Source organism: Streptomyces sp. NPDC028289, assembly GCF_055565975.1.
In genome coordinates, this window is the sequence record NZ_JBVHTI010000001.1 from 355,203 (window position 1) to 379,322 (window position 24,120).

At 71.7% G+C, this 24,120-nt stretch carries 20 protein-coding genes; 4 read left to right on the plus strand and 16 right to left on the minus strand.

The features are described from left to right. Positions 1-59 precede the first annotated feature (59 nt). The 13 genes from ACZ4UV_RS01645 to rsmH form a co-directional block, all read right to left on the minus strand. Entirely contained in the window at positions 60-779 is a 720-nt protein-coding gene (locus ACZ4UV_RS01645) for a YggS family pyridoxal phosphate-dependent enzyme (RefSeq protein WP_451019387.1), read from the minus strand. Positions 780-785: 6 nt separating this feature from the next. Continuing rightward, positions 786-1,514, minus strand: coding sequence for a peptidoglycan editing factor PgeF (gene pgeF, locus ACZ4UV_RS01650; protein WP_390038097.1), 729 nt, complete (start codon positions 1,512-1,514; stop codon positions 786-788). 10 nt (positions 1,515-1,524) lie between these two features. Then, complete coding sequence (gene ftsZ, locus ACZ4UV_RS01655; protein WP_181807665.1) at positions 1,525-2,721, minus strand: cell division protein FtsZ; 1,197 nt, start codon at positions 2,719-2,721, stop codon at positions 1,525-1,527. Positions 2,722-2,999: 278 nt separating this feature from the next. Further along, positions 3,000-3,794 carry a cell division protein FtsQ/DivIB gene (locus tag ACZ4UV_RS01660; protein WP_467836462.1) on the minus strand — a complete coding sequence of 265 codons (795 nt, stop codon included), beginning with the start codon at positions 3,792-3,794 and terminating at the stop codon, positions 3,000-3,002. Between the two features lie 29 nt (positions 3,795-3,823). Further along, positions 3,824-4,912, minus strand: a complete 1,089-nt coding sequence (gene murG / locus ACZ4UV_RS01665; protein WP_294009199.1) for an undecaprenyldiphospho-muramoylpentapeptide beta-N-acetylglucosaminyltransferase — start codon at positions 4,910-4,912, stop codon at positions 3,824-3,826. A gap of 6 nt (positions 4,913-4,918) precedes the next feature. Continuing rightward, the gene (gene ftsW / locus ACZ4UV_RS01670; protein WP_451019388.1) at positions 4,919-6,274 is read right to left on the minus strand and encodes a putative lipid II flippase FtsW; all 1,356 of its coding nucleotides are present in this window, start codon (positions 6,272-6,274) and stop codon (positions 4,919-4,921) included. 66 nt (positions 6,275-6,340) lie between these two features. Then, entirely contained in the window at positions 6,341-7,759 is a 1,419-nt protein-coding gene (gene murD / locus ACZ4UV_RS01675) for a UDP-N-acetylmuramoyl-L-alanine--D-glutamate ligase (protein WP_451019389.1), read from the minus strand. After that, on the minus strand, positions 7,741-8,811 hold the full coding sequence (gene mraY, locus ACZ4UV_RS01680; protein ID WP_451019397.1) for a phospho-N-acetylmuramoyl-pentapeptide-transferase: 1,071 nt from the start codon (positions 8,809-8,811) through the stop codon (positions 7,741-7,743). The genes murD and mraY overlap by 19 nt, the downstream gene beginning before the upstream one ends. Further along, entirely contained in the window at positions 8,811-10,238 is a 1,428-nt protein-coding gene (locus ACZ4UV_RS01685) for a UDP-N-acetylmuramoyl-tripeptide--D-alanyl-D-alanine ligase (protein WP_451019390.1), read from the minus strand. The genes mraY and ACZ4UV_RS01685 overlap by 1 nt, the downstream gene beginning before the upstream one ends. A 28-nt stretch (positions 10,239-10,266) precedes the next feature. Continuing rightward, a complete protein-coding gene (locus ACZ4UV_RS01690) occupies positions 10,267-11,796 on the minus strand; it encodes a UDP-N-acetylmuramoyl-L-alanyl-D-glutamate--2,6-diaminopimelate ligase (protein WP_467835275.1) in 1,530 nt (509 codons plus the stop codon). 258 nt (positions 11,797-12,054) lie between these two features. Then, complete coding sequence (locus ACZ4UV_RS01695) at positions 12,055-13,842, minus strand: peptidoglycan D,D-transpeptidase FtsI family protein (protein WP_451019392.1); 1,788 nt, start codon at positions 13,840-13,842, stop codon at positions 12,055-12,057. A gap of 209 nt (positions 13,843-14,051) precedes the next feature. Continuing rightward, positions 14,052-14,609: a cell division protein FtsL gene (gene ftsL, locus ACZ4UV_RS01700; protein ID WP_451019393.1), complete on the minus strand. Its 558-nt coding sequence runs from the start codon at positions 14,607-14,609 to the stop codon at positions 14,052-14,054. A 33-nt stretch (positions 14,610-14,642) separates the two neighbouring features. Then, entirely contained in the window at positions 14,643-15,599 is a 957-nt protein-coding gene (gene rsmH, locus ACZ4UV_RS01705; protein ID WP_467835279.1) for a 16S rRNA (cytosine(1402)-N(4))-methyltransferase RsmH, read from the minus strand. A 355-nt stretch (positions 15,600-15,954) separates the two neighbouring features. Between rsmH and ACZ4UV_RS01710 the strand changes: the two genes are divergently transcribed. From ACZ4UV_RS01710 to ACZ4UV_RS01725, 4 genes are all read left to right on the plus strand, one after another. Continuing rightward, positions 15,955-16,503 carry a beta-class carbonic anhydrase gene (locus ACZ4UV_RS01710; RefSeq protein ID WP_351497005.1) on the plus strand — a complete coding sequence of 183 codons (549 nt, stop codon included), beginning with the start codon at positions 15,955-15,957 and terminating at the stop codon, positions 16,501-16,503. 358 nt (positions 16,504-16,861) lie between these two features. Beyond that, positions 16,862-17,902 carry an AAA family ATPase gene (locus tag ACZ4UV_RS01715; protein WP_390038081.1) on the plus strand — a complete coding sequence of 347 codons (1,041 nt, stop codon included), beginning with the start codon at positions 16,862-16,864 and terminating at the stop codon, positions 17,900-17,902. Continuing rightward, entirely contained in the window at positions 17,902-19,251 is a 1,350-nt protein-coding gene (locus ACZ4UV_RS01720; protein WP_451021869.1) for a DUF58 domain-containing protein, read from the plus strand. Before ACZ4UV_RS01715 ends, ACZ4UV_RS01720 begins: the two co-directional genes overlap by 1 nt. After that, positions 19,248-21,632: a transglutaminase TgpA family protein gene (locus tag ACZ4UV_RS01725; RefSeq protein ID WP_451021870.1), complete on the plus strand. Its 2,385-nt coding sequence runs from the start codon at positions 19,248-19,250 to the stop codon at positions 21,630-21,632. The genes ACZ4UV_RS01720 and ACZ4UV_RS01725 overlap by 4 nt, the downstream gene beginning before the upstream one ends. 201 nt (positions 21,633-21,833) lie before the next feature. On the opposite strand, the gene ACZ4UV_RS01730 is transcribed toward ACZ4UV_RS01725, so the two are convergent. The 3 genes from ACZ4UV_RS01730 to ACZ4UV_RS01740 all read right to left on the minus strand — a co-directional run bounded on the left by ACZ4UV_RS01730 (position 21,834) and on the right by ACZ4UV_RS01740 (position 23,981). Next, positions 21,834-22,220: a DUF3040 domain-containing protein gene (locus tag ACZ4UV_RS01730; protein WP_093504067.1), complete on the minus strand. Its 387-nt coding sequence runs from the start codon at positions 22,218-22,220 to the stop codon at positions 21,834-21,836. Between the two features lie 278 nt (positions 22,221-22,498). Continuing rightward, positions 22,499-23,269, minus strand: a complete 771-nt coding sequence (locus ACZ4UV_RS01735; RefSeq protein ID WP_390038075.1) for a methyltransferase — start codon at positions 23,267-23,269, stop codon at positions 22,499-22,501. Positions 23,270-23,417: 148 nt separating this feature from the next. After that, on the minus strand, positions 23,418-23,981 hold the full coding sequence (locus tag ACZ4UV_RS01740) for an SAV_6107 family HEPN domain-containing protein (RefSeq protein ID WP_451021871.1): 564 nt from the start codon (positions 23,979-23,981) through the stop codon (positions 23,418-23,420). Positions 23,982-24,120: the final 139 nt, after the last annotated feature.

The window sequence follows — 24,120 nt, forward strand, 5'->3', positions numbered from 1 at the left end:
GTGCCCGTCTTGGGCGGCATTGACCATATTTTCTGCTGTGGTCCGACTTCCTGGCGACGTTACCCGAGCCTGGGGCGGACTCCGAGTACCGCGGTGCCGACGCGTACATGTGTCGCCCCGGCGGCCACGGCTTCCTCAAGGTCCGCACTCATCCCTGCGGAGACCATGTTCGCAGCCGGATGGGCCCGGCGCAGGTCAGTCGACAAATCCATCAACCGCTCGAACGCCGCGCGTTGGCGCCCCGCGTACTCCCCGGTGAGCGGAGCGACGGTCATGAGGCCGTCGAGCCGCAGTCCCGGCGAGCCGGCGACGAGGGCGGCCAACTCTTCGATTCCGCCCGGCGCCACGCCGCCGCGCTCCCCCCTGCCGCTCGCGCCCGCGTCGAGCGCGACCTGGAGGAGACAGCCGACCTCGCGCCCGGCCCGCACCGCCTCCCTGGACAGCGCGTCCACGAGCTTGGCGCGATCGACCGACTGCACGAGATCCGCATAACCCACTACGGATCGCACTTTATTGGTCTGCAACTGACCGACAAAGTGCCAACCCAAGGGCAGATCCGAACATTCGGCGGCCTTGGGGGCCGCGTCCTGGTCCCGGTTCTCGGCGACATGGCGCACCCCGAGCCCCGACAGGATCCGCACGTCGCTCGCCGGGTAGGTCTTGGTGACCACGATCAGGGTCACCTCTTCCCGCTTGCGCCCGGCCGCCGCACATGCGGCGGCGATGCGCTCCTCCACTTTCGCCAGGTTTCCGGCGAGTTCGGTTTTACGGTCCGTCATGCCCCATCAGTCCAGCCACACATAGCCGGCGAGCCGCCCGGTGGTGCGGTCCCGCCGGTACGAGAAGTGATCGCCCGACTCCAGCGTGCACACCGGCGACTGCGCCCGGTCGAGCACTCCGGCGCGCACGAGCTGTGCGTGCACTCCGGCGCTCACGTCCACCGCCGGAGTGCCCCAGCTGGTCTCGGCGTGCGCCGTCGGCTCGACGGCGGCCACCTCGGCGCGCATCGCCTCCGGTACTTCGTAGCACCGGCCGCAGACGGCGGGTCCGGTGCGGGCGACGATCCGGGCCGGGTCGGCACCGAGTTCCGTCATGGCGCGTACCGCCGCGGGGACGACTCCGGCGATCATGCCGGGCCGGCCCGCGTGGGCGGCCGCCACGATCCCGGCGGCCGGGTCGGCGAGCAGGACCGGCGTGCAGTCGGCGGTGAGCACGGCGAGGGCGAGCCCCCGGCGCGCGGTTACCACCGCGTCGACCTCCGGTACCGGCCGGTCTCCCCAGGGCTCGTCCACGACGGCCACGTCGTTCCCGTGGACCTGGTTCATCCAGACCACCCGGGCGGGGTCCAGGCCGAGCGACTTGGCAGCGATCTCCCGGTTGGTCCGTACCACGCCGGGGTCGTCGCCGACCGCCCCGCCCAGATTGAGCTCCTCGTACGGAGCGGCGCTCACCCCGCCCCACCTGTCGGTGAAGGCGAAGTGCGCGCCGCTCACGGTCTCGCGCTGTCCTATCACGTCGTAAGGATCACTTGAGGAAGTCCGGTACGTCCAGTTCCTCGGCCGCGCTGTCCGTGTAGGTCCGCGACGGCGGGACCGGCGGGGCGACCGGGATGTCGGCCACCGGCTCGGGCGCCGGCTCCGGCTCCTCCTTCGGGGTCACGCTGCCGAGCGAGCCGAAGGAGGGGCGCTCGGGCTCCCGCCGGGCCGGCGCGGGCTCCTCGCGGCGGGCGGAGGCCGAGGACGAGCCGAGGACGTTGTCCCGGCGGGCCGGGGGCTGGCCCCCGTCGAAGCCGGCCGCGATGACGGTGACGCGGACCTCGTCGCCGAGGGCGTCGTCGATGACCGCACCGAAGATGATGTTGGCCTCGGGGTGGGCGGCCTCGCTCACCAGCTGGGCGGCCTCGTTGATCTCGAACAGGCCGAGGTCGGAGCCGCCGGAGATGGAGAGCAGCACGCCCCGGGCGCCGTCGATGGAGGCCTCCAGGAGCGGCGAGGAGATCGCCATCTCGGCGGCGGCCACCGCGCGGTCGTCGCCGCGGGCCGAGCCGATGCCCATGAGGGCCGAACCGGCTTCCGACATGACCGACTTGACGTCGGCGAAGTCGAGGTTGATGAGGCCGGGGGTGGTGATGAGGTCGGTGATGCCCTGGACACCGGAGAGCAGGACCTGGTCGGCCGACTTGAAGGCGTCGAGCACCGAGACCTGGCGGTCCGAGATGGACAGCAGTCGGTCGTTCGGGATGACGATGAGGGTGTCGACCTCTTCGCGGAGTTCGGCGATGCCGTCCTCGGCCTGGTTGGCGCGGCGCCGGCCCTCGAAGGTGAAGGGGCGGGTGACCACGCCGATGGTGAGGGCGCCCAGCGAGCGCGCGATGTTGGCCACGACGGGCGCGCCGCCGGTGCCGGTGCCGCCGCCTTCGCCGGCCGTCACGAAGACCATGTCGGCCCCCTTGAGGACCTCCTCGATCTCCTCGCGGTGGTCCTCGGCGGCCTTGCGGCCGACGGCCGGGTTGGCGCCGGCGCCGAGTCCGCGGGTGAGTTCACGGCCGACGTCGAGCTTGACGTCGGCGTCGCTCATCAACAGCGCCTGTGCGTCGGTGTTGATGGCGATGAACTCGACGCCCTTGAGACCGACCTCGATCATCCGGTTGATGGCATTGACACCACCGCCGCCGACACCGATGACCTTGATGACTGCGAGGTAGTTCTGCGGTGCTGCCACGTCGAAGGCCTCTCGCCTCGAATTACGTTGCCGTCCACGTACGGTGCCCCGCGCGGGACGGCAGATGCCGATTGGGACGGTCCGTAGCGCCGACCCGAACCCTAACGTTGAAGTTTAGGGTTACCAGTGTGTCCGTTCCTTGAAGTCTTCTGAACAGGACACTAAGTCGACAAGTGGCGCCCGTTCAACGAACACGCCGAACCTCCCGTTTTTCTTTTCACCCTATGTGATCAGCCGTAGCAGTGCCCAACCAGGGTGCTGGCCTGCGCTGATGTGCGTCAACTCGCCGATGACGCAGGGGCGGTGGGAACACTCACGTCGAAGTGCCGGGCACCGGAGGTGGCTTTCAGGAGTGCGGTGAGCGTGCGCGCCTTCGCGGCGCCGTTCTCGGAACTGCCCCACTCCACGACGCGGCCGCCGCCCAACTCCAGCGAGATGTCGTCGTAGGAACGGACCTTGAGGGTCCGGGTGTCCCGGCGGACGGCGGCCGGAACGGCACGCGCGACGTCGACCGCCTCCCGCACCAGCCGGTCGGTGCCGAACCGGCGCAGGCTGGCGGTGGCCGAGCCCGACCGGGACAGACTCAGTTCCAGCGCCGGAACGCCTTTCGGTGCCTCGGGAACCGTGGCGAACCGGACGCCTTCCTTGTCCACTTCGGTGAAATTTCCGCCCTTTTCGATGAGCAGTACGGGAGTACGCTCGGTCACTTTCAGCCCGATTCCGCGGGGCCAGGAACGGACGACGTCCACCGTGTCGATGCGGGGCAGTTTCCGGCGCAGCCGGGCCTCGATCCCATCGGTGTCGACGGAGACCAGCGGTGCCCCGACGGGGACGTCGGCGGCCTCGAGGACCCCCTCGGGGGTCAGAACGGCCGTACCGGACACGGAGACATGGCGCACCCGCAGCCACGGGGAGCCGTACAGCAGCCAGACGGAGCCGGAGCCGAGGAGCACCACGGACAGCACCAGAATGACGATCCTACGAAAGCGGCGGTTCCGCAGCCGTCGGACGAGCGGCGGGCCGGACGACTCCTGCTGGCGTTCACCGCGTTCGGCGGTGGTCGATCCGGCCACGCTGCTCACTTGCCTTTCGTCATACGGTCCTAACGGCTCGAGGCGATCGCCTCGTACACCATGCCGACGAGCAGGTCGTCGGCGTCCCGGCGGCCGAACTCGCTCGCCGCGCGGGACATCTCGTAGAGCCGGTGCGGGTCGGCGAGCACGGGCAGGACGTTCTGCTGCACCCACTCCGGGGTGAGTTCCGCGTCGTCGACCAGCAGGCCGCCGCCGGCCTTGACCACCGGCTGGGCGTTCAGCCGCTGTTCGCCGTTGCCGATGGGCAGCGGGACGTAGGCGGCCGGGAGTCCGACGGCGGAGAGTTCCGCGACGGTCATCGCGCCCGCGCGGCAGAGCATCATGTCGGCCGCGGCGTACGCGAGGTCCATCCGGTCCAGGTAACTTACCGGGATATAGGGGGGCATTCCCGGCATCTGGTGCACCTGCGGCAGTTCGTTCTTCGGGCCGACCGCGTGCAGGATCTGGATGCCGGCCTGCTGCAGCCAGGGGGCGACCTGCTGGACGACCTCGTTGAGGCGGCGGGCCCCCTGGGAGCCGCCGGAGACGAGCAGCGTCGGCAGGTTGGGGTCGAGGCCGAAGCGGTGCCGGGCCTCGGGGCGGGCGGCGGCCCGGTCCAGGGTGGCGATGGAGCGGCGCAGCGGGATGCCGATGTAGCGGGCGTCGCGCAGCTTGCTGTCCGGGGTGGAGACGGCGACCTTGGCGGCGTACCGGGAGCCGATCTTGTTGGCGAGGCCGGGGCGGGCGTTGGCCTCGTGGATCACGATCGGCACGCCGAGGCGCTTGGCGGCGAGGTAGGCGGGCAGGGCGACGTAGCCGCCGAAGCCGGCGACGCAGTCCGCCTTGGTGCGCTCCAGGACCTGCTCGGCGGCCTTGATGGTGCCGCGCAGCCGGCCTGGAACGGTGATCAGCTCGGGGGTGGGCCTGCGGGGCAGCGGCACCGCCGGGATCAGCGCCAGCTCGTAGCCCCGCTGCGGGACGAGCGTGGTCTCCAGGCCGCGCTCCGTGCCCAGGGCCGTGATCCCCACGGTGGGGTCCTGCCTGCGCAGGGCGTCCGCGAGGGCGAGCGCGGGCTCGATGTGGCCGGCGGTCCCCCCACCAGCGAGTACGACATGCACCGAAATTCACCGCTCTCCGGACGAGCGCGCCGCCGAGGCACGCCGTCGCATCGTGTTCCATCTCCGAGGCCCCGGAGGGCCCCCGGCTCCCCGCTTTCTACCAAAGCGAGGTTGCCGCATCGCAAGCGCCGCCCGCGCAGCGGGCTCGTCGCGCGCGAAGGCGATCAGCAACCCGATGGCGAACATGGTCGGCAGCAGGGCGGAGCCTCCGTAGGAGAACAGCGGGAGGGGGACGCCGGCGATCGGCAGCAGGCCGAGCACCGCACCGATGTTGATCACCGCCTGGGCGGTGATCCAGGTGGTCACGCCTCCCGCGGCGTACCTCACGAAGGGGTCCTCCGTGCGTCCGGCCACGCGGATACCCGCATAGCCTAGAGCCGCGAAGAGGGCCAGTACCGACAGCGTCCCCGCCAGGCCCAGTTCCTCACCGGTGACGGCGAAGATGAAGTCGGTGTGGGCTTCGGGTAGTTGTCCCCATTTCTCCACACTCGCACCGAGGCCGGATCCGAAGAGTCCGCCGGAGGCCAGGGCGTAGATGCCATGAACCGCCTGCCAGCAGTCGGCGACGCCGCTCCTCGGCTCGGTGGCGCCGATGCAGGCGAGCCGGGCCATGCGGTTGGGGCTGGTCTTGATGAGGATCACACCGAGTACGCCCGCGATGGACAGCACCCCGGCGAACAGCCGGGTCGGCGCCCCCGCCAGCCACAGCAGGCCGAACAGGATCGCGGTCAGGATGATCGCCGTGCCCATGTCGCCGCCGAGCATGATGAGCCCGAGCAGCAGGAAGCTCACCGGAACGAGCGGCACCAGCATGTGCTTCCACTGGGTCAGCAGCCGCTTCTCCTGTTTGCGCGCCATCAGGTCGGCGCCCCACAGCACCAGGGCGAGCTTGCCGAACTCGCTGGGCTGGATCTGGAAGGAGCCGCCCAGGGAGATCCAGTTCTGGTTGCCGTTGACGGACATCCCTATCCCCGGCACCTGCACCAGCGCCATCATGAAGACGGCTCCGGCGAGGATCGGGTAGGCGAGCGCCCGGTGCAGCTTCACCGGCATGCGGGACGCCACGAACAGCAGAACGCCCCCGATGCAGGCGGCCAGGAACTGCTTCCGGAAGAAGAACGATCCCGGCAGCGACATCTGCAGCGCGGTGATCTGGGAGGCCGAGTAGACCATCACCAGGCCCAGCACGATGATGAGCAGACTGCCGCCGAGGATCAGATAGTACGCGGTGAGCGGCCGGTCCCAGGCCCGGTGGGCGCGCGTGTAGAACCGCCGCAGCGGGTTCTCGCGCGAGGCGCGGGGCGCGGCGGGGCGGCGGACCGCCCGCTGTACGGGCGGCCGGCCGGTGCGGCTACCGGGCATCAACGCCTCCGCTGAACGTCGACGGTCCCACGCGTCCCTCCCAAGGTCGCCCGGCAGGCGGCCGGGTCAGGCGCCGAGTTCGCGAACCGCCTGGGCGAACGCGTCACCGCGCTTGTTGTAGTTGGCGAACATGTCCATGGAGGCACAGGCGGGTGCCAACAGCACCGTGTCTCCGGCGACGGCGAGTCGCCGGGCTTCCTGGACCGCCGCGAGCATCGCCCCAGTGTCGGTCCGGTCGAGGTCGACGACCGGTACTTCCGGCGCGTGTCGCGCGAGGGCGTCCCGGATGAGGGCGCGATCGGCGCCGATGAGCACCACGCCGCGAAGTCGCTTTGCCGACTTGGCGACCAGTTCGTCGAAGGTCGCGCCCTTCGCCAGACCGCCCGCAATCCATACGATCGACTCATATGACGCCAACGAGGCTTCGGCCGCGTGGGTGTTGGTGGCCTTGGAGTCGTCGACGTACGCGACCCCGTCCACGTCGGCGACGTGGGCGATGCGGTGGGCGTCCGGCGTGAAGGCCCGCAGCCCGTCCCGTACGGCCGTGGGCGGCACCCCGAAGGCGCGCGCGAGGGCCGCCGCGGCAAGGGCGTTGGCGATGTTGTGCGGGGCCGGCGGGTTGACGTCGGCGACCTCGGCCAGCTCCTGGGCGTTCTTCTGCCGGTTCTCGACGAAGGCACGGTCGACCAGGATGCCGTCCACGACACCGAGTTGGGAGGGCCCCGGGGTGCCGAGGGTGAAGCCGATGGCCCGGCAGCCCTCCTCGACGTCGGCCTCGCGGACCAGCTCCTCGGTGAGCTTGTCGGCGACGTTGTAGACGCAGGCGACCCGGTTGCCCTCGTAGATGCGGCCCTTGTCCTTGGCGTACGCCTCCATGGAGCCGTGCCAGTCGAGGTGGTCGGGGGCGAGGTTCAGCACGGCCGCCGAGTGGGCGCGCAGGGAGGGCGCCCAGTGCAGCTGGTAACTGGACAGCTCGACCGCGAGGACGTCGTACTCCTCGTCCCCGAGGACGGCGTCGAGCAGCGAGACGCCGATGTTGCCGACGGCGGCCGTGCGCAGGCCCGCGGCCTTGAGGATCGACGCCAGCATCTGGACGGTGGTGGTCTTGCCGTTGGTGCCGGTGACGGCGAGCCAGGGGGCGGCGTCGGGGCCGCGGAGCCGCCAGGCGAGTTCGACGTCGCCCCAGATCTCGATGCCGGCCGCGCGGGCCGCCTGGAACAGCGGCTTGTCCGGCTTCCAGCCGGGCGCGGTGACGATCAGCTCGGTGCCCTCGGGCAGGGTGGCGCCGTCACCGAGCCGTACCGTGACGCCCAGCGCCTCCAGTTCGGCGGCCTGTTCACGCGCGCGTGCGTCGTCGCCGTCGTTGACGACCGTGACGATCGCCCCGCGCGCGTGCAGCACCTTGGCCGCCGGGACACCGGAGACGCCGAGCCCGGCGACGGTGACGTGCTTGCCCTGCCAGTCGGTCACTTGGCCGCTGCCCATCCTGCGTAGAAGAGGCCGAGTCCGACAATCACACAGATGCCCTGGATGATCCAGAAGCGGACCACCACAAGGACCTCGGACCAGCCCTTGAGTTCGAAGTGGTGCTGGAGTGGCGCCATCCGGAAGACGCGCTTGCCGGTGAGCCGGAAGGAGCCGACCTGGATGACGACCGACATGGTGATGAGGACGAACAGACCGCCCATGATGGCGACGAGGAGCTCGGTGCGGGAGAGGATCGCCAGGCCCGTGAGGACACCGCCGAGCGCGAGCGAACCGGTGTCGCCCATGAAGATCTTGGCCGGCGAGGTGTTCCACCACAGGAAGCCGAGGCAGGAACCCATCAGCGCGGAGGCGATGACCGCGAGGTCCAGCGGATCGCGGACCGTGTAGCAGGCGTTGGGGTTGGTCAGGGTCATCGCGTTGGCGCAGGACTCCTGGAACTGCCAGACGCCGATGAACGTGTAGGCGCCGAAGACGAGTACGGAGGCGCCGGTGGCCAGACCGTCCAGACCGTCCGTCAGGTTCACGCCGTTGGACATCGCGAGGATCATGAACAGCGCCCAGACCACGAACAGCACCGGGCCGATGGTCCAGCCGAAGTCCGTGATGAAGGACAGCTTGGTGGACGCCGGCGTGTTGCCGATGGCGTCCGGGAACTGCAGCGAGAGCACCGCGAAGGAGATGCCGACGATCAGCTGCCCGGCCATCTTCGCCTTGGCCCGCAGACCGAGCGAACGCCGCTTGACGATCTTGATGTAGTCGTCCAGGAAGCCGACCAGGCCCATCCCGCACATGAGGCCGAGCACCAGCAAGCCCGAGTAGGTCGGGGCGTAGCCGGTGATCACCTTGGACAGGAAGTAGGCGGCGACCGTCGACAGGATGAAGGCGATACCGCCCATCGTCGGCGTACCGCGCTTGCTGGCGTGCTCGCGCGGGCCGTCGTCACGGATGTACTGGCCGTAGCCCTTGCGGGCGAGGAGCTTGATCAGCAGCGGAGTGCCGATCAGCGTCAGGAAGAGACCGATGACACCCGAGAAGAGGATCTGCTTCATCATCGGGCATCAACACCCTCGGCACCGGACTCCAGAAGCGCCTGCGCAACGCTCTCCAGGCCCACCGACCGTGACGCCTTCACGAGTACGACGTCCCCCGGGCGCAACTCGCTGCGCAACAGGTCGACCGCCGCCTGTGCGTCGGACACGTGCACCGACTCCTCACCCCACGAACCCTCGTTATATGCGCCCAGTTGCAGCCAGGAGGCTTCCACTCCCCCGACGGCGACGAGCTTGCCGACATTGAGCCGGACGGCGAGCCGTCCGACCGCGTCGTGCTCGGCGAGCGCCTCGTCCCCGAGTTCGGCCATCTTGCCGAGCACCGCCCACGTGCGTCCCCCCCTTGCCTGTGAGGCTGTGCCCATGGCCGCGAGCGCGCGCAGCGCGGCTCGCATGGACTCGGGGTTGGCGTTGTAGGCGTCGTTGACGATGGTCACGCCGTCCGGGCGCTCGGTGACCTCCATACGCCAGCGGGAGAGGGAGCCCGCCTCGGAGAGCGCGAGGGCGATCTCTTCCGCGGACATGCCCAGCTCATGGGCGACGGCGGCCGCGGCGAGCGCGTTCGACACGTGGTGCTCACCGTACAGGCGCATGGTCACATCGCTTGCACCGGAGGGTGTGTGAAGGCTGAACGCGGGCTGTCCCGTGTCCGTGAGTCGTACGTTCTCGGCCCGTACGTCCGCTTCGGCCGACTCTCCGAAAAGGACCACCTTCGCCTTGGTACGGGAGGCCATGGCCCGCACCAACGGGTCGTCCGCGTTGAGGATCGCGACCCCGCCGTCCTCGGCCGCGGGCAGCGCCTCCACCAACTCGCCCTTCGCCTGGGCGATCTGCTCCCGGCCGCCGAACTCGCCGATGTGGGCGGTGCCGACGTTGAGGACCAGGCCGACCTTCGGGGGCGTCAGATCGGTGAGGTAGCGGATGTGGCCGATGCCGCGGGCGCCCATCTCCAGCACCAGGAACTTGGTCTCCTCGGTGGCGGACAGGGCGGTCAGCGGCAGCCCGATCTCGTTGTTGAGCGAGCCGGGCGTGAAGACGGTCGGCGCCTTGGTGCGCAGCACCTGGGCGACGAGGTCCTTGGTACTGGTCTTGCCGGCCGAGCCGGTCAGCGCCACGAGGGTCGCGCCGAGCCGCCGTACAACATGACGTGCGAGGGCACCGAGGGCGGTCTGGACGTCGTCCACGACGATCGCGGGCACGCCGACGGGGCGCGACGCCAGGACGGCGACCGCGCCGGCGTCCACGACCTGCCGGGCGAAGTCGTGGCCGTCCACGCGCTCCCCCACGAAGGCGGCGAACAGGCTGCCCGGCCCCGCTTCGCGGGAGTCCCGGACGACCTCCCCGGTGACCTGGACGGACGGATCCGGTATGTCGTGCGTCTGCCCGCCGACGACTTCTGCGATCTCGGCGAGAGAGAGGGCGATCACAAGTTCATCCCCTGGGTCTTCTGGATTTTCATCCCTGGGTTTTCCGGATGGCTTCGCGGAGGACCTGGCGGTCGTCGAAGGGACGGATCACGCCGGCGATGTCCTGGCCCTGCTCGTGGCCCTTGCCGGCCACCAGCACGGTGTCGCCGGGGTGCGCGCGGGCGACGGCGGCCTCGATCGCGGCGGCCCGGTCCTCGAAGAGGAGCACCTCGCCGCGCTCGTGGGCGGGCACCGAGGCGGCACCTTCGAGCATGGTCGCGAGGATCGCGAGGGGGTCCTCGGAGCGGGGGTTGTCGGAGGTCAGTACGGCGATGTCGGCGAGCCGGGCCGCGGCGGCGCCCATCGGGGCCCGCTTGGTCCGGTCGCGGTCCCCGCCGCAGCCGAGGACGATGTGCAGCCGCCCCTTGGTGACCTTGCGCAGGGCCCTGAGGACCGACTCGACGGCATCCGTCTTGTGGGCGTAGTCGACGACCGCGAGGTAGGGCTGTCCGGCGTCCACGCGCTCCAGGCGGCCCGGGACGCCCGGCACGGCGGCGATGCCGTCGGCGGCGGACTGCGGGTCGAGTCCGGCGGCGGCGAGGGCGACGATCGCGGCGAGGGTGTTGGCCACGTTGAAGGGGCCCGGCAGCGGCGACTTGGCGGCGATCCGGACGTCCCCGGGCCCGATGACGGTGAACGTCGAGTCCATCGGGCCGATGTGGACGTCCGCGGCCCGCCAGTCGGCGTCGGGGTGACCCTCGGCGGAGTAGGTGACGACCGGTACGGAGGCCTCCCGGGCGAGCCGGCGGCCGTACTCGTCGTCGACGTTGACCACACCCCGTCTGCTGCGTTCCGGGGTGAACAGCTGCGCCTTGGCCCGGAAGTAGTCCTCCATGTCGGAGTGGAACTCCATGTGTTCCGGGCTGAGGTTGGTGAAGACGGCGATGTCGAAGACGCAGCCGTCGACCCGGCCGAGGACCAGGGCGTGGCTGGAGACCTCCATGGCGACCGCCTCGACCCCGCGCTCGCGCATCACCGCGAACAGGGCCTGGAGGTCGGTGGCCTCGGGGGTGGTGCGCTCGGACTTGATGCGCTCGTCGCCGATGCGCATCTCGACCGTGCCGATGAGACCGGTGCTGCGCGCGGCCTTGAGGCCGCCCTCGACCAGGTACGCCGTGGTGGTCTTCCCGGACGTGCCGGTGATGCCGATCTGGAGCAGGTCGCGGCCCGGGCGGCCGTAGATGGTGGCCGCCAGTTCGCCCATCCGCCCGCGCGGGTCGTCGACGACCAGGACCGGCAGGCCGGTCGCGGCGGCGCGCTCGGCGCCCGTCGGGTCGGTCAGCACGGCGACCGCGCCGAGGCCGGCGGCCTGGGCGGCGAAGTCGGCACCGTGCAGCCGGGCGCCCGGCAGGGCGGCGTACAGGTCGCCGGGGCGGACGGCGCGGGAGTCATGGGTGATGCCCGTGACGTCGACCGTGTTCTGCGCGGGTTCCGGCTCGGCGGCACCCAGCTGACCGGCGAGCTCCGCGAGGGGTGTTGCGGAGACCTGAACCGGCCTGGGCGGCCCCGGATATGTCACGGAAGCGCCCTTCTGGGTGGTTTGGGACTGATCAGCGTGTGGCACGGCGGTGAGCGTACCGGGCGCACCCGCCTGCGAGCTAAAAAGGGGCCCGCGCGCAGCGCGGTCCTGCAAGGGTGGTGGCGGGCTGGGGGCACCTCCCAGCGGTAGCTGGGGGAGGGCGGGCGAGGGGCGCGGCATCCCGTGGTTCCCGGGATCGGGGGTGATCGTTGTCACGAGCTCGTTCCTGGTGGTCTGTGCGAGGTGCTGAGGCGCTGATCAGGGTTTGTAGTCGACGGGCAGGTCGGCCGCCCTGGCGCCGGTCGGTGGGATCTGCAGGGTCTTGAGGGCGAACTCCATCACCTGCTTGTAGATCGGGCCGCAGATCTGGCCGCCGAAGTAGCTGCCGGCGGTGGCGTTCTGGATGGCGCAGTAGACGGTGATGCGGGGCTTGTCGGCGGGGGCGAACCCGGCGAACGACGAGGTGTAGCCGCGGTACCTGCCGGTGGCCGGATCCACTCGGTTGGCGGTGCCGGTCTTACCCGCGACGTTGTAGCCGGGAATGGCCGCCTTGGCGCCGGTGCCCTGCTCGTCGTCCACGACGGACTCCAGCATCTCGGCCAGGGTCTTGGCCGTCTTCTGGCTGATCACGCGGGTCTTCTTCGGCTGGGCGGCCGGGGTGAAGCGGCCGTCGGCGCCCTTGGCGCCGCGCACCAGGGTCGGCTCGACGCGGACCCCGCCGTTGGCGATCGTCGAGTAGACGGAGGCAGCCTGCATGGCGTTGATGGAGAAGCCCTGACCGAAAGGAATGGTGTACTGCTGCGAGGTCGACCACTTGTTCGGGGCGGCCAGAATGCCCTTGGTCTCGCCGGGGAAGTCGAGCCCGGAGTAGCTGCCGATGCCGAACTTGCGCAGGTACGAGTAGAGGACCTGGTTGGCCTGTTCCTGGGTCTTGCCGAGCTGGCCGGTGGCGAGGATGGTGCCGATGTTGCTGGACTTGGCGAGCACGCCGTTGAGCGTGAGGTACCAGGTGGCGTGGTCGACGTCGTCCTTGAAGAGCCGGTCGCCGCGGTGCAGCCGGTTGGGCACCACCACGTGCGTGAGCGGGGTGGCGGCGTTCTCCTCCAGGACGGCCGCCATCGACATCACCTTGGCGGTGGAACCGGGCTCGTAGGCGTCCTGGACGGCCGCGTTGCCCATCGCGTCGGCGTCGGCCGTCGACAGGTCGTTCGGGTCGAAGCCGGGCGAGTTGGCCATCGCCAGGATCTGCCCGGTCCGGGTGTCCTGGACGACCACGTAACCGCGGTCCGCCTTGGACTTCTTCACCTGCTCGGTGATGGCGTTCTGCGCGGCCCACTGGATGTCCCGGTCGATGGTCAGCTCGACGTCGGAGCCGGGCACCGCCGGGGTCTCGGTGGAACCCGCTGTGGGCACCTCACGGCCGCCCGACTGGGCGTAGCGGATCTTGCCGTCCTTGCCGGTCAGCTCCTTGTCGAGCTGCTGCTCGACGCCGCCGCCGCCCCTGCCGTCGGCGTTGACCCAGCCCAGTATCCCGGCGGCCAGGTCGCCGTTCGGGTACACGCGCTGACTGCTCGGGTCGGCGAAGACGCCGGCCAGCACGTTGACGGTGTTCTTGTCGGTCTCCGACTTGGTGGTCAGGGCGGCCTTCAGGTCCTTGATCTGCTTCCAGACCTGCGGGGTCTGCCGGGTGGCGAGCCGGACGTAGCGCAGTTCCTTGTTGGCCGGCCGCAGCAGCTTGACGAGGTCGGCCTGGTTCTTGCCGAGGATCGGGGCGAGCAGCGCGGCGGCCTGCTCGGGTCCGTCGCCCACCTTGAGCTGCTTGCCGGTGAACATCGTGGGATCGGCGGTGATGTCGTACGCGTCCTCGCTGATCGCCAGGGCCACGCCGTTGCGGTCGGTGATGCCGCCGCGCTCGGCTGCCAGGGTGTGCACGACGTACCGGTTCTGCTCGGCCTTCGCCGCGTACGCGCTGGCGTCGACGGCCTGCACCTGGAGCAGGCGGCCGACGAAGACCATCAGCACCAGGGTCAGGGCGAGGCCGACCATGCGCAGCCGGGGGCGGGGGCTGCCGAGCCGCAGGGGGGGTGCGGCCGGGGGGCGCGGTCCGCTCGGGCGGCGGACCGGGCGCGCGCCGGGACCGGGGGCGGACCGGCTCCGGACTGCACCCCTGGGGTCCCGGGGGCGGGGCGGCTTGGCGGGGCCGGGCACGCGGCGGCGCGGCGGCTGCCTGTTTCCAGAAGTGTCTGGCACTTCCGTCACCTGCCGGGGGTCGTGGTCGGGGGCGTTCCGGGCGTGAGGGCCGGGGCGGGGGTCGGCTCGGACGGCGTCACCGGCGCGGAGGCCGCCGGTGCCGTCACCGACGCGGAGCCGGCGGGCGTCGGGGCGGGTCCGGTGGCGGACGGCGTGCCGAGCGCCTCGGGGGCGGGCGGCGCGGTGGTCTGCCGGAGGGCGGCAGGGCTGGGGACGCCCTTCACGGTGCCGTCCGGGCCGAGGAAGACCGGGTCGCCGCCGGGGACCATGCCGAGCTCGCGGGCGCGGCGCTGGAGGGCGTCGGGAGCGGAGTAGGCGTCGATGTCCCGCTGCAGCGCCTGTTCCTCGTCGGTGAGGTTCTTCGTCTGCTTCTGCAGGTCGTCGAGTTTGAACGAGCCCTCGCTGAGCGCCGAGTTCAGCACCAGCAGGCCGATCAGGCCGCCGCCGAGGAGCAGGACGACGAGCAGGACGAACGGGGTGCGGGCGGCCTGGTGGGCACGGCCGGCCGGAAAGAGCCGGGCGAGCCGGGCCGCCCGCCCCCGCAGCTCGGGTTTCCTACTCACGTGTCCTCCGGTGGGTCCGCGAACCCCGCTCGCTCACTCGGCTTCCTCCCTGATGCGCTGGGCTCCCCGAAGACGCGCCGGAGCGGCCCGGCGGTTCTCGGCGACCTCTTCCTCGGTGGGAAGTTCGGCACCGCGCGTGAGCAGCTTGAGCCGGGGCTGGTACTGCTCGGGCACGACCGGCAGCCCGGGCGGCGCGGTGGTGGCGGCGCCGGCCGCGAACACCTGCTTGACGAGGCGGTCCTCGAGCGAGTGGTACGACAGTACGGCGATCCGGCCGCCGACCGCGAGGGCCTTCACGGCGGCCGGGATCGCCCTTTCCAGGACCGCGAGTTCGCCGTTGACCTCGATGCGCAGCGCCTGGAAGGTGCGCTTGGCCGGGTTGCCGCCGGTGCGCTTGGCGGCCTGCGGCAGCGCGTCCCGGATCAGCTCGACGAGCCGGGCGCTGTTGGTGAACGGCTCCTTCGCGCGCTCCCGGACGATCGCCGAGACGATCCGCTTGGCCTGCTTCTCCTCGCCGTACTGGAACAGGACGCGGACGAGATCGCCGGCCGGGTAGGTGTTGAGGACCTCGGCGGCGCTGATGCCGGTCGTCTGGTCCATGCGCATGTCCAGGGGCGCGTCCTGGGCGTAGGCGAAGCCCCGGCCGGCCTCGTCGAGTTGCATGGAGGAGACGCCGAGATCGAAGAGCACGCCCTGCACGCGCGCGATGCCGAGGCGTTCGAGTACGGCGGGGAGCTCGTCGTAGACGGCGTGCACCAGGGTGGCGCGGTCGCCGAAGGGGGCGAGCCGCTCGCCGGACAGGCGCAGGGCCTCCTTGTCGCGGTCCAGGGCGACCAGGCGGGCCTCGGGGAAACGGGTCAGCAGCGCCTCGCTGTGGCCGCCGAGGCCGAGGGTGCAGTCGACGACCACGCTGCCCGGCCGCTCCAGGGCGGGTGCCAGCAGATCCAGGCACCGCTGGAGCATCACCGGGACGTGTCGACTCTGGCTCAAGGGGGCCTCTCAGGTCCGGCACGGGGGACGCACCGCCGGGTCCCCGCCCGCTCGGTACGCGCACCGCGCACGTGGGGAGACGGTCCGGGCACCGTGCCGGGGTCTCCAGGGGATTTCACCAGCGGGGAGAGTCTCGCCTCCCGCTTCGCGTCACTTTAGTCCACCGTGTCGCGCGGTCAATCAACCGGCCTGCGCGGCGCGTACGGCGTCCGGGCCGGGGCGGGGATTCATCGGGAATCACCCGTGCGGCCCTGGTTTGCCCTCCGTGTGGGTTAGCTCACAACAAGCCACGATGACGTTCTTTGTCCCCTCTCACAGGAGGCCGTGACCACGCGTGACCAGTAACGTCATGACTATGACGACTTCCGCAGCAGTTCCCACTGGATCCGAAGGCGCCATAACCACGGACGGCACCGTGACGGATCGCCTGGTCGACGCCAACCGGACCTACGCGTCCGCCTTCACCGACCCCGGCATGGACGCCCGGCCCGTGCTGCACGTGGCCGTGGTGGCCTGCATGGACGCCCGCCTCGACCTGCACAAGGCGCTCGGCCTGCAGCTCGGCGACTGCCACACCATCCGCAACGCCGGCGGCGTGGTCACCGACGACGTGATCCGCTCCCTCACCATCAGCCAGCGCAAGCTCGGCACCCGCAGCATCGTGCTGATCCACCACACCGGCTGCGGCCTGGAGGCCCTCACCGAGGACTTCCGCACCGAGCTGGAGATGGAGGTCGGCCAGCGCCCGGCCTGGGCGGTGGAGTCCTTCCGGGACGTCGACCAGGACGTCCGGCAGTCCATGCAGCGGGTGCGCACCTCGCCGTTCCTGCAGTACACCGACGACGTGCGCGGCTTCGTCTTCGACGTCCGCACCGGCCTCCTCCGCGAGATCGACCCGGCCTGACCGGATCCCCGCGCCCGGCTGCCCGCACCACATGCAGCCGGGCCCGCCTCCTCTTTCCCCGCCCTGCCCCGCCCTTCCCCGCGCCGACGCGACGCTTCGGCCCGCCGAGCAGACCGCGCACCCCGGAACGGGCCCGCCTCAGGCTGTCGGCCCGCTGTCGAATAGGCGGTCGAAAGGCCGCAAGACCGACATACTGCGGGCAGTTGTCCACAGGCGAGTGACACGAATCGGTAACGGCAGCAAGAATGCGGTGTGAGACGTCGCGCGGAACCATTCACGCGTGGTGTCCGTGATTCGGGGTGGGCCGGTTGTGCGAGACGACGCGCCGGCCGGGCAATAACGGGCCGAGGAGGGCCGGGTGACGACCTATGACGATCGAGCGAGCCTCACTGATCTGACCGCCACTGTGGAGCGGGTCCGCAGTTCGGTGGAGGGTGTGATCGAGGGCAAGCCCGAGGTCGTACGGCTTTCGCTGACCGTGCTGCTCGCCGAGGGACATCTTCTGATCGAGGACGTCCCGGGCGTGGGCAAGACGATGCTGGCGAAGGCGTTGGCGCGGTCCATCGACTGCACGGTGCGGCGTATCCAGTTCACGCCCGACCTGCTGCCGTCGGACATCACCGGCGTGTCCATCTGGGACCAGCAGCGCCGGGACTTCGAGTTCAAGCCGGGTGCGATCTTCGCGCAGATCGTGATCGGCGACGAGATCAACCGCGCCTCGCCCAAGACCCAGTCGGCGCTGCTGGAGTCGATGGAGGAGCGGCAGGTCACCATCGACGGGCAGACCTACGAACTGCCCAGTCCGTTCATGGTGGTGGCGACCCAGAACCCGGTCGAGATGGAGGGCACCTACCCGCTGCCCGAGGCCCAGCGCGACCGCTTCATGGCCCGCGTCTCGGTGGGCTACCCCAGTGTCGAGGCCGAGTTGCAGATGCTCGACATCCACGGCGCGGTCAACCCTCTCGACGACCTCCAGCCGGTGGCGCACGCCCATGACGTCGTGAAGCTGATCGAGGCCGTGCGCGGGGTCCATGTCGCCGAGCCGGTCCGCCGGTACGCGGTGGACCTGGTCGCCGCCACCCGTACCCACCCCGACCTCAGACTCGGCGCCTCCCCGCGCGCGACGCTGCACCTGCTGCGCGCGGCGAAGGCGTCCGCGGCCCTGAGCGGCCGGGAGTACGCGCTGCCGGACGACGTGCAGGCGCTCGCCGTGGCGGTCCTGGCGCACCGGCTGCTGCCCACCGCCCAGGCCCAGCTCAACCGGCGCACCGCGGAGCAGGTCGTGCAGGAGATCCTGCAGTCCACCCCGGTCCCCGCCGCCCCCCAGCAGCAGACCGGCTTCGGCGGTCTGGGCCGCGGCGTGCCGGCGTACCCCCAGCAGCCCCCGCGGAGTCTGTGATGGGCACCCCGGCGGAGGCCGGCCGCGAGGAGACGGGCGGGATCCGCACGGCCCTGGCCGGGCTGACCACCCGCGGCCGGTCCTTCCTCGCGGCCGGCATCGCGGCGGTGATCTGCGCGTACATCCTCGGCCAGGCCGACCTGCGCCGGGTCGGGCTGCTGCTCGCGGTGTTGCCGCTGATCTGCGCGGCCGTGCTCTACCGCACCCGCTACCGGGTGGCGGGCAGCCGCCGGCTCTCCCCCGCGCGGGTGCCGGCCGGCAGCGAGGCCCGGGTCCATCTGCGGATGGACAACGTCTCACGGCTGCCCACCGGCCTGCTGATGCTCCAGGACCGGGTGCCCTACGTCCTCGGCCCGCGCCCCCGCTTCGTCCTGGACCGGGTGGAGCCGGGCGGCCGCCGCGAGGTGTCCTACCGGGTCCGCTCGGACCTGCGCGGCCGCTATCCGCTGGGCCCGCTCCAGCTGCGCCTGACCGACCCGTTCGGCATGTGCGAACTGACCCGCTCCTTCTCGACGTTCGACACCCTGACGGTCATCCCGAAGGTCGAGCCGCTGCCGCCGATCCGGCTCAGCGGCGAGGCGAAGGGGTACGGCGACGGGCGGCAGCGTTCGCTGGCCCTGGCCGGCGAGGACGACGTGATCCCGCGCGGCTACCGCTACGGCGACGACCTGCGCCGGGTGCACTGGCGCTCCACCGCCCGCTACGGCGAGCTGATGGTGCGCCGCGAGGAGCAGCCGCAGCGCGCCCGCTGCACGGTGCTCCTCGACACCCGGGGCGGCGCCTACGAAGGAGCGGGCCCCGACTCGGCGTTCGAATGGGCGGTGTCCGGTGCCGCCTCGGTCCTGGTCCACATGCTCGAACGCAACTTCTCGGTCCGGCTGTTGACGGACACCGGCAACTCGGTGCCCGGCGAGGGCGCCGACGGTTTCGCGGGCACCGGCCAGGAGTCGGCGGAGGCGGCCGGGCTGATGATGGACACCCTGGCGGTGATCGACCACTCGGACGGCACGGGCCTGTCCCGGGCCTACGACGTGCTGCGCGGCGGGAACGAGGGGCTGCTGGTGGCCTTCCTGGGCGACCTCGACGAGGAACAGGCGACAGTGGCCGTGAAGATGCGCCAGCGCAGCGGCGGCGCCGTGGCCTTCGTGCTGGACCCGGACACCTGGGTCAGGGAGCCGACCGACGTGCCCGCCCCCGGCAACGCGCACGAGGAGCGGCTGCGGATGCTGCGCGAGTCGGGCTGGACGGCCGTCAGCGTGCCACGCGGCGCCTCGGTGGCCGAGCTGTGGCGGCAGGCCGACCGGGAGCGCGCCGGGCTGGCCGCGCTGGGCGGGGAGGCACGGCGATGAGCGGACGGGCCCGGCTCGCCCTCACCGCGGCGGCGGCGACGCTGATGGCCTCCTGCGCCCTGCTGCCGCTGGTCTCCCCGGTGACCTGGCTGTTCCAGGCGGCGTTCCTGCTGGCGGTCCAGACGGGCGTGGGTGCGGCCGCCCGGCGGGTGCCGCTGGCCCGGTCGCTGACCGTGGCCGCGCAGGCCCTGGCCACCCTGCTGATGCTGACCGTGGTCTTCGCCCGGAGTCACGCGATCGCCGGGCTGATCCCCGGCCCGGACACCTTCCGGTACCTCGGCGACCTGCTGCAGCAGGGCTCGGACGACGTCAGCCGGTACGCGATACCCGCGCCGCTGACGCCCGGCATCCGGCTGATGGTGATCGGCGGGGTGCTGGTCGTCGGGCTGGTCGTGGACACCCTCGCCGTGACCTTCCGCAGCGCGGCCCCGGCCGGGCTGCCGCTGCTCGCGCTGTACTCGGTGGCGGCGGGGCTCTCCGACGGGCCGACCGACTGGCTGTGGTTCCTGGTGGCGGCGGCCGGCTATCTGATGCTGCTGCTCGCCGAGGGCCGGGACCGGCTCTCCCAGTGGGGCCGGGTGTTCGGCGGGGCCGCGCGCGCCCCGGGCGGCCAGGAGAGCGGTGCGGTGGCCCCGGTGCGCACCGGGCGCCGGATCGGTTTCGCCGTGCTGGGCGTCGCCCTGTTCGTGCCGTTCGCGATGCCCTCGATCCAGGGCGGCCTGCTGGACGGCGCCGGCACCGGTGTCGGCGTGGGCAACGGGAACGGCGGCACGATCTCCGCGGTCAACCCGCTGGTGTCGCTGCGGGACAGCCTCAACGTGGACGAGGACCGCCAGGTGCTGTCCGTGCGGACCAGCAACGACGACGTCTCCGACCTGTACCTGCGGATCGTCTCCCTGGACGACTTCGACGGCACCACCTGGAAGCCTGCCCAGCGGCACATCACCAGCGTGCCGGGCACGTTCCCGACCCCGGCCGGCCTGGGCGCCGACGTCAGGCGGACGACGGTGAAGTCGACGATCGCGGCCGCCGACTGGTACGCCCAGGACTGGCTGCCGATGCCGTACCCGCCGAGCGGGGTGAAGGTGGCCGGCACCTGGCGCTACGAGCCGGTCGGGATGACCCTCGTCGGCGACCACGGGCAGAACACGCGCGGTGAGACCTACCAGGTCACCAGCCTGGACGTGCAGCCGACGGCGGAGCAGCTGGCCGCCGCGCCGGAGCCGTCGGCGGCCATGAAGAAGGAGTACACCCAGGTGCCCTCCTCGCTGCCGTCGGTGGTGGCGCAGACGGCGAAGGAGGTCACCGCGGGCTCGGCGAACCACTACGAGGAGGCGGTCAAGCTCCAGGACTACTTCGCGGTGACGGGCGGCTTCCAGTACGACACCCAGGTGGAGGTCGGCCGGGGCGAGGGCGCGATCGCGAACTTCCTGAAGCAGAAGCGCGGTTTCTGTGTGCACTTCTCCTTCGCGATGGCCGCGATGGCCCGGACGCTGGGCATCCCGGCCCGGGTCGCGGTGGGCTTCGCACCGGGCACCCCGCAGGCCGACGGCACGGTGTCGGTGGGCCTGAAGGACGCGCACGCCTGGCCGGAGCTGTACTTCGAGGGCGTGGGCTGGACCCGCTTCGAGCCGACCCCGACCCGGGGCACGACCCCGTCGTACACGGTGTCGCAGACGCCCGGCTCCTCGTTGCCGGACGAGACCCTGCCCTCCAAGGGCACCTCGGCCGCGCCCTCGGCCTCGGCCTCGCAGAGCGAGAGCTGCACGCCGCAGCTGCGCAGGCAGGACGCCTGCGCCAGCCCGTCCGCGGCGGCCGCGGTGCCGAGCGGCGACGGCGGGCCGCCGTGGTGGCAGCTGGCCCTGTGGGCGCTCGGCGGTCTCGCGGTACTGGCGGTGCCGCTGTCGCCGATGCTGTACCGGCAGCGGGCACGGGCGCGCCGGCTCGGGGCGCACGACCGTACGCCCCAGGGTGTGGCGGCGCACACGCTGGCGGTCTGGCTGGAACTGACCGACACCGCCTGGGACTTCGGCATCCTGCCGGACGAGTCGCAGACCCCGCGTAACGCGGCCGCCCGGATCGTCCGGCTCGGCCGTCTCGATCCGGCCACCGCGGCCTCGGTGCACCGGGTGGCGGACGCGGTCGAACAGGTGCTGTACGCGCCACGGCCGCGGCCGGCGGCGGGCCTCGCGGACGACGTCCGCCGGGTGACGGCCGCGTTCAACGGCACGGTCGGTGTGCCCGCGCGCCTGCGGGCGCTGTTCGCTCCGCGGTCCAGCGTGCGCGCGGTGTGGGCGGCGTCGGCAGCCCGGTCCCGGCTGCGGGATCGGCTGGCCGCGGCCAGGCCGACCCTGCGAAAGCCGTCGGAGCAGGAGGGCTGACGGGGGGGGCTGGCGCGCGGGGGGTCGGGTCGCTTACCGGCGCTTGCAGGGTGCCTCCCCCACCGGCCCGCAGTGACTCACGGCCCGCAGCAAGGTGTCCTCGGCTCCGGCCGACCGAACAAGGCCTGAGGGGTGACCACCAGCCGATGGTCACCCCTCAGTCACGCTCTGTCTAGCCCGTCGGCCCCTCCGGCGAAGCCGTCAGCGGCCCTGTTCGTCGCGGCGGCGCTGCCACCGCTCCTCGATGCGGTCCATCATGGAACGCTTCGGCCGGCCCTGGCGGCGGGCCTGCGGGCCTGCGGGCTGCTCGCCGGGCTTGGGGGCCTTGCGCCAGCCGGTGACGGCGAGGACCGCGCAGCCCAGCATGACGAGGAATCCCACCACGCTGACCCAGACCTGCTGGACGACCATTCCGGCGATGAGGAGCGCGATACCCACGAGGAAGCCGGCCACCGCCTGGTAGACCCGGCGCCGGGTGTACGTCCGCAGGCCGCTTCCCTCAAGCGCTGTCGCGAACTTGGGGTCTTCGGCGTACAGCGCTCGCTCCATCTGCTCAAGCATTCGCTGCTCGTGCTCCGAGAGCGGCACGGCGTCCTCCTCATCGTGCAGTCGCCGGGGCGACCCGGGGGGTCCCTTCAGGATAGGCAGGGAATCGCCCCCGTGAAACCCGCCCCTCTAGGCCAATTGGCCAACCGGAACCCGCCATGGCAGTCCCGGCTCGCTGAGGCTTCCATTCCCCGGCGGCCGACCCGTCATGCCGGGTTGGTCTCCCTCGATCATACGGCGCAAACCCCTCGATCGGGGGGCCTGTGGCGTACTCCATCCGCTGTCGAGCCCCTGATCAGGGGGCTCGTCTCAGGAGAATCTCAGACCTCTGCGGCACCCGGTGTCTCGCCGAGCACGTGCAGCTGGGTGGCGACGGCGTGGAAGGCGGGGAGCTCGGCCGCGGCGGCCTCCAGCTTGAGCAGGGCGTCCAGGGCGCCCGGCTCGGTGTCCACCAGGACCCCGGGGACCAGGTCGGCGAAGACCCGCACACCGTGCACGGCGGTCACGGCCAGGCCCGCACCCTCGACCAGGCCGGTGAGCTGCTCGGCGGTGAAGCGGCGCGGCATCGGGTCGCCGCTGCCCCAGCGCCCGTCGGGGTCCTCCAGCGCCTGCTTGGCCTCCGTGAAGTGCCCGGCGAGGGCGCGGGCGATCACGGCCCCGCCGAGCCCGGCGGCGAGCAGGCTGAGGACGCCCTCGGTGCGCAGCGCGGCCACCGTGTTGCGCACGCCCTCGGCCGGGTCGTCGACGTGCTCCAGGACGCCGTGGCAGAGGACCACGTCATGGGCGCCGCGCTCGACCACGTCGAACAGGCCGAGGACGTCACCCTGGACGCCCTTGACCCGGTCGGCCACGCCGGCCTCGGCGGCCCGGCGCTCCAGCGCGAACAACGCGTTCGGGCTGGGGTCGACGACGGTGACGCGGTGGCCGAGGCGGGCCAGGGGGACGGCGAAGTTGCCGCTGCCGCCGCCGGTGTCCAGGACGTCCAGCGCGTCCCGGCCGGTGGCCTTGACCCGGCGGTCGAGGGCGTCCTGAAGAACCTCCCAGACCACGGCGGTACGGAGAGAAGCGCGGGGTCGAGTGGGGTCCGGCACGGCAGTTGACTCCTCGGCGCGGCACCGCCTGTTGCCCGGCGGCGCGAACTCGGTGCCTTCCCGGGCCCGGGATGCGGGAGGAGGGAAGGCTTCAGGCGCTCTCCACCCTATTGCCTCCGCCGCCCGATGCCTTCGCCGCCTTGCCTGGTCATCCCGCGTCGGGCAGCTCCCTTCCCGGGGCACCGGCCGGCCGCTCCCCGTCCTGCCGGCGCGGCTGCGGCAGGACCGGCTGGAGGACGAGCATCCGCTCGACGATCCGGAGGAACATCGCCACGTCCCGTATCAGGTCGTCGGCGTCCCGGCGGCCCGCCGCGCCCTGGATGCCGGCCTCGGCGCGGGCCCGGCGGGCGGCGCCGGAGGCGAACAGGGCACTCCACTCGGTGAGCTCGGGCGCGACCTCGGGGAGCACCTCCCAGGCACTGCGGATCCGCGCCCGGCGCCGGGGTGAGGTCTCGGGGCGGGCGCGGGCGGCGAGCACGGCCGCGGCGGTGCGCAGGGCGGCCAGGTGGGCTGTCGCGTAGCGCTCGTTGGGGGTGTCGAGCAGTTCGGCCTCGTCCAGTGCGGCGCGGGCCTGGGTGAGCAGGTCGAGGGCGGCGGGCGGGGCCGTGGCCCGGCGGAGCACGGGGTGCACATCGCTCGCCGGGCCGGTCAGTGAGGGGGCAGGGCCGGTGGCGCGGCGCCGGTGGGCGGCGGACGCTGACGAGTTGGCCATGACGAACCTCCTGTCGTCTGAGTGACGGCGCCCTCACACGGGGTGCCGTATGTGCCCATCGTGGGGTATGGCACTGACAGTCCGTTCTGACCTGGGGTTTTGCTTCGATCGTAGGTTCGGAGTAGTTTTTGCACTGACC

Coding starts and splice junctions, on each gene's coding strand:
- ACZ4UV_RS01645 (WP_451019387.1), bottom strand. CDS start 779: ATGACGGACCGTAAAACCGAACTCGCCGGAAACCTGGCGAAAGTGGAG.
- ftsW (WP_451019388.1), bottom strand. CDS start 6,274: ATGCCCGGTAGCCGCACCGGCCGGCCGCCCGTACAGCGGGCGGTCCGC.
- murD (WP_451019389.1), bottom strand. CDS start 7,759: ATGGGCAGCGGCCAAGTGACCGACTGGCAGGGCAAGCACGTCACCGTC.
- mraY (WP_451019397.1), bottom strand. CDS start 8,811: ATGAAGCAGATCCTCTTCTCGGGTGTCATCGGTCTCTTCCTGACGCTG.
- ACZ4UV_RS01695 (WP_451019392.1), bottom strand. CDS start 13,842: ATGGTCGGCCTCGCCCTGACCCTGGTGCTGATGGTCTTCGTCGGCCGC.
- ACZ4UV_RS01710 (WP_351497005.1), top strand. CDS start 15,955: ATGACGACTTCCGCAGCAGTTCCCACTGGATCCGAAGGCGCCATAACC.
- ACZ4UV_RS01720 (WP_451021869.1), top strand. CDS start 17,902: ATGGGCACCCCGGCGGAGGCCGGCCGCGAGGAGACGGGCGGGATCCGC.
- ACZ4UV_RS01725 (WP_451021870.1), top strand. CDS start 19,248: ATGAGCGGACGGGCCCGGCTCGCCCTCACCGCGGCGGCGGCGACGCTG.
- ACZ4UV_RS01740 (WP_451021871.1), bottom strand. CDS start 23,981: ATGGCCAACTCGTCAGCGTCCGCCGCCCACCGGCGCCGCGCCACCGGC.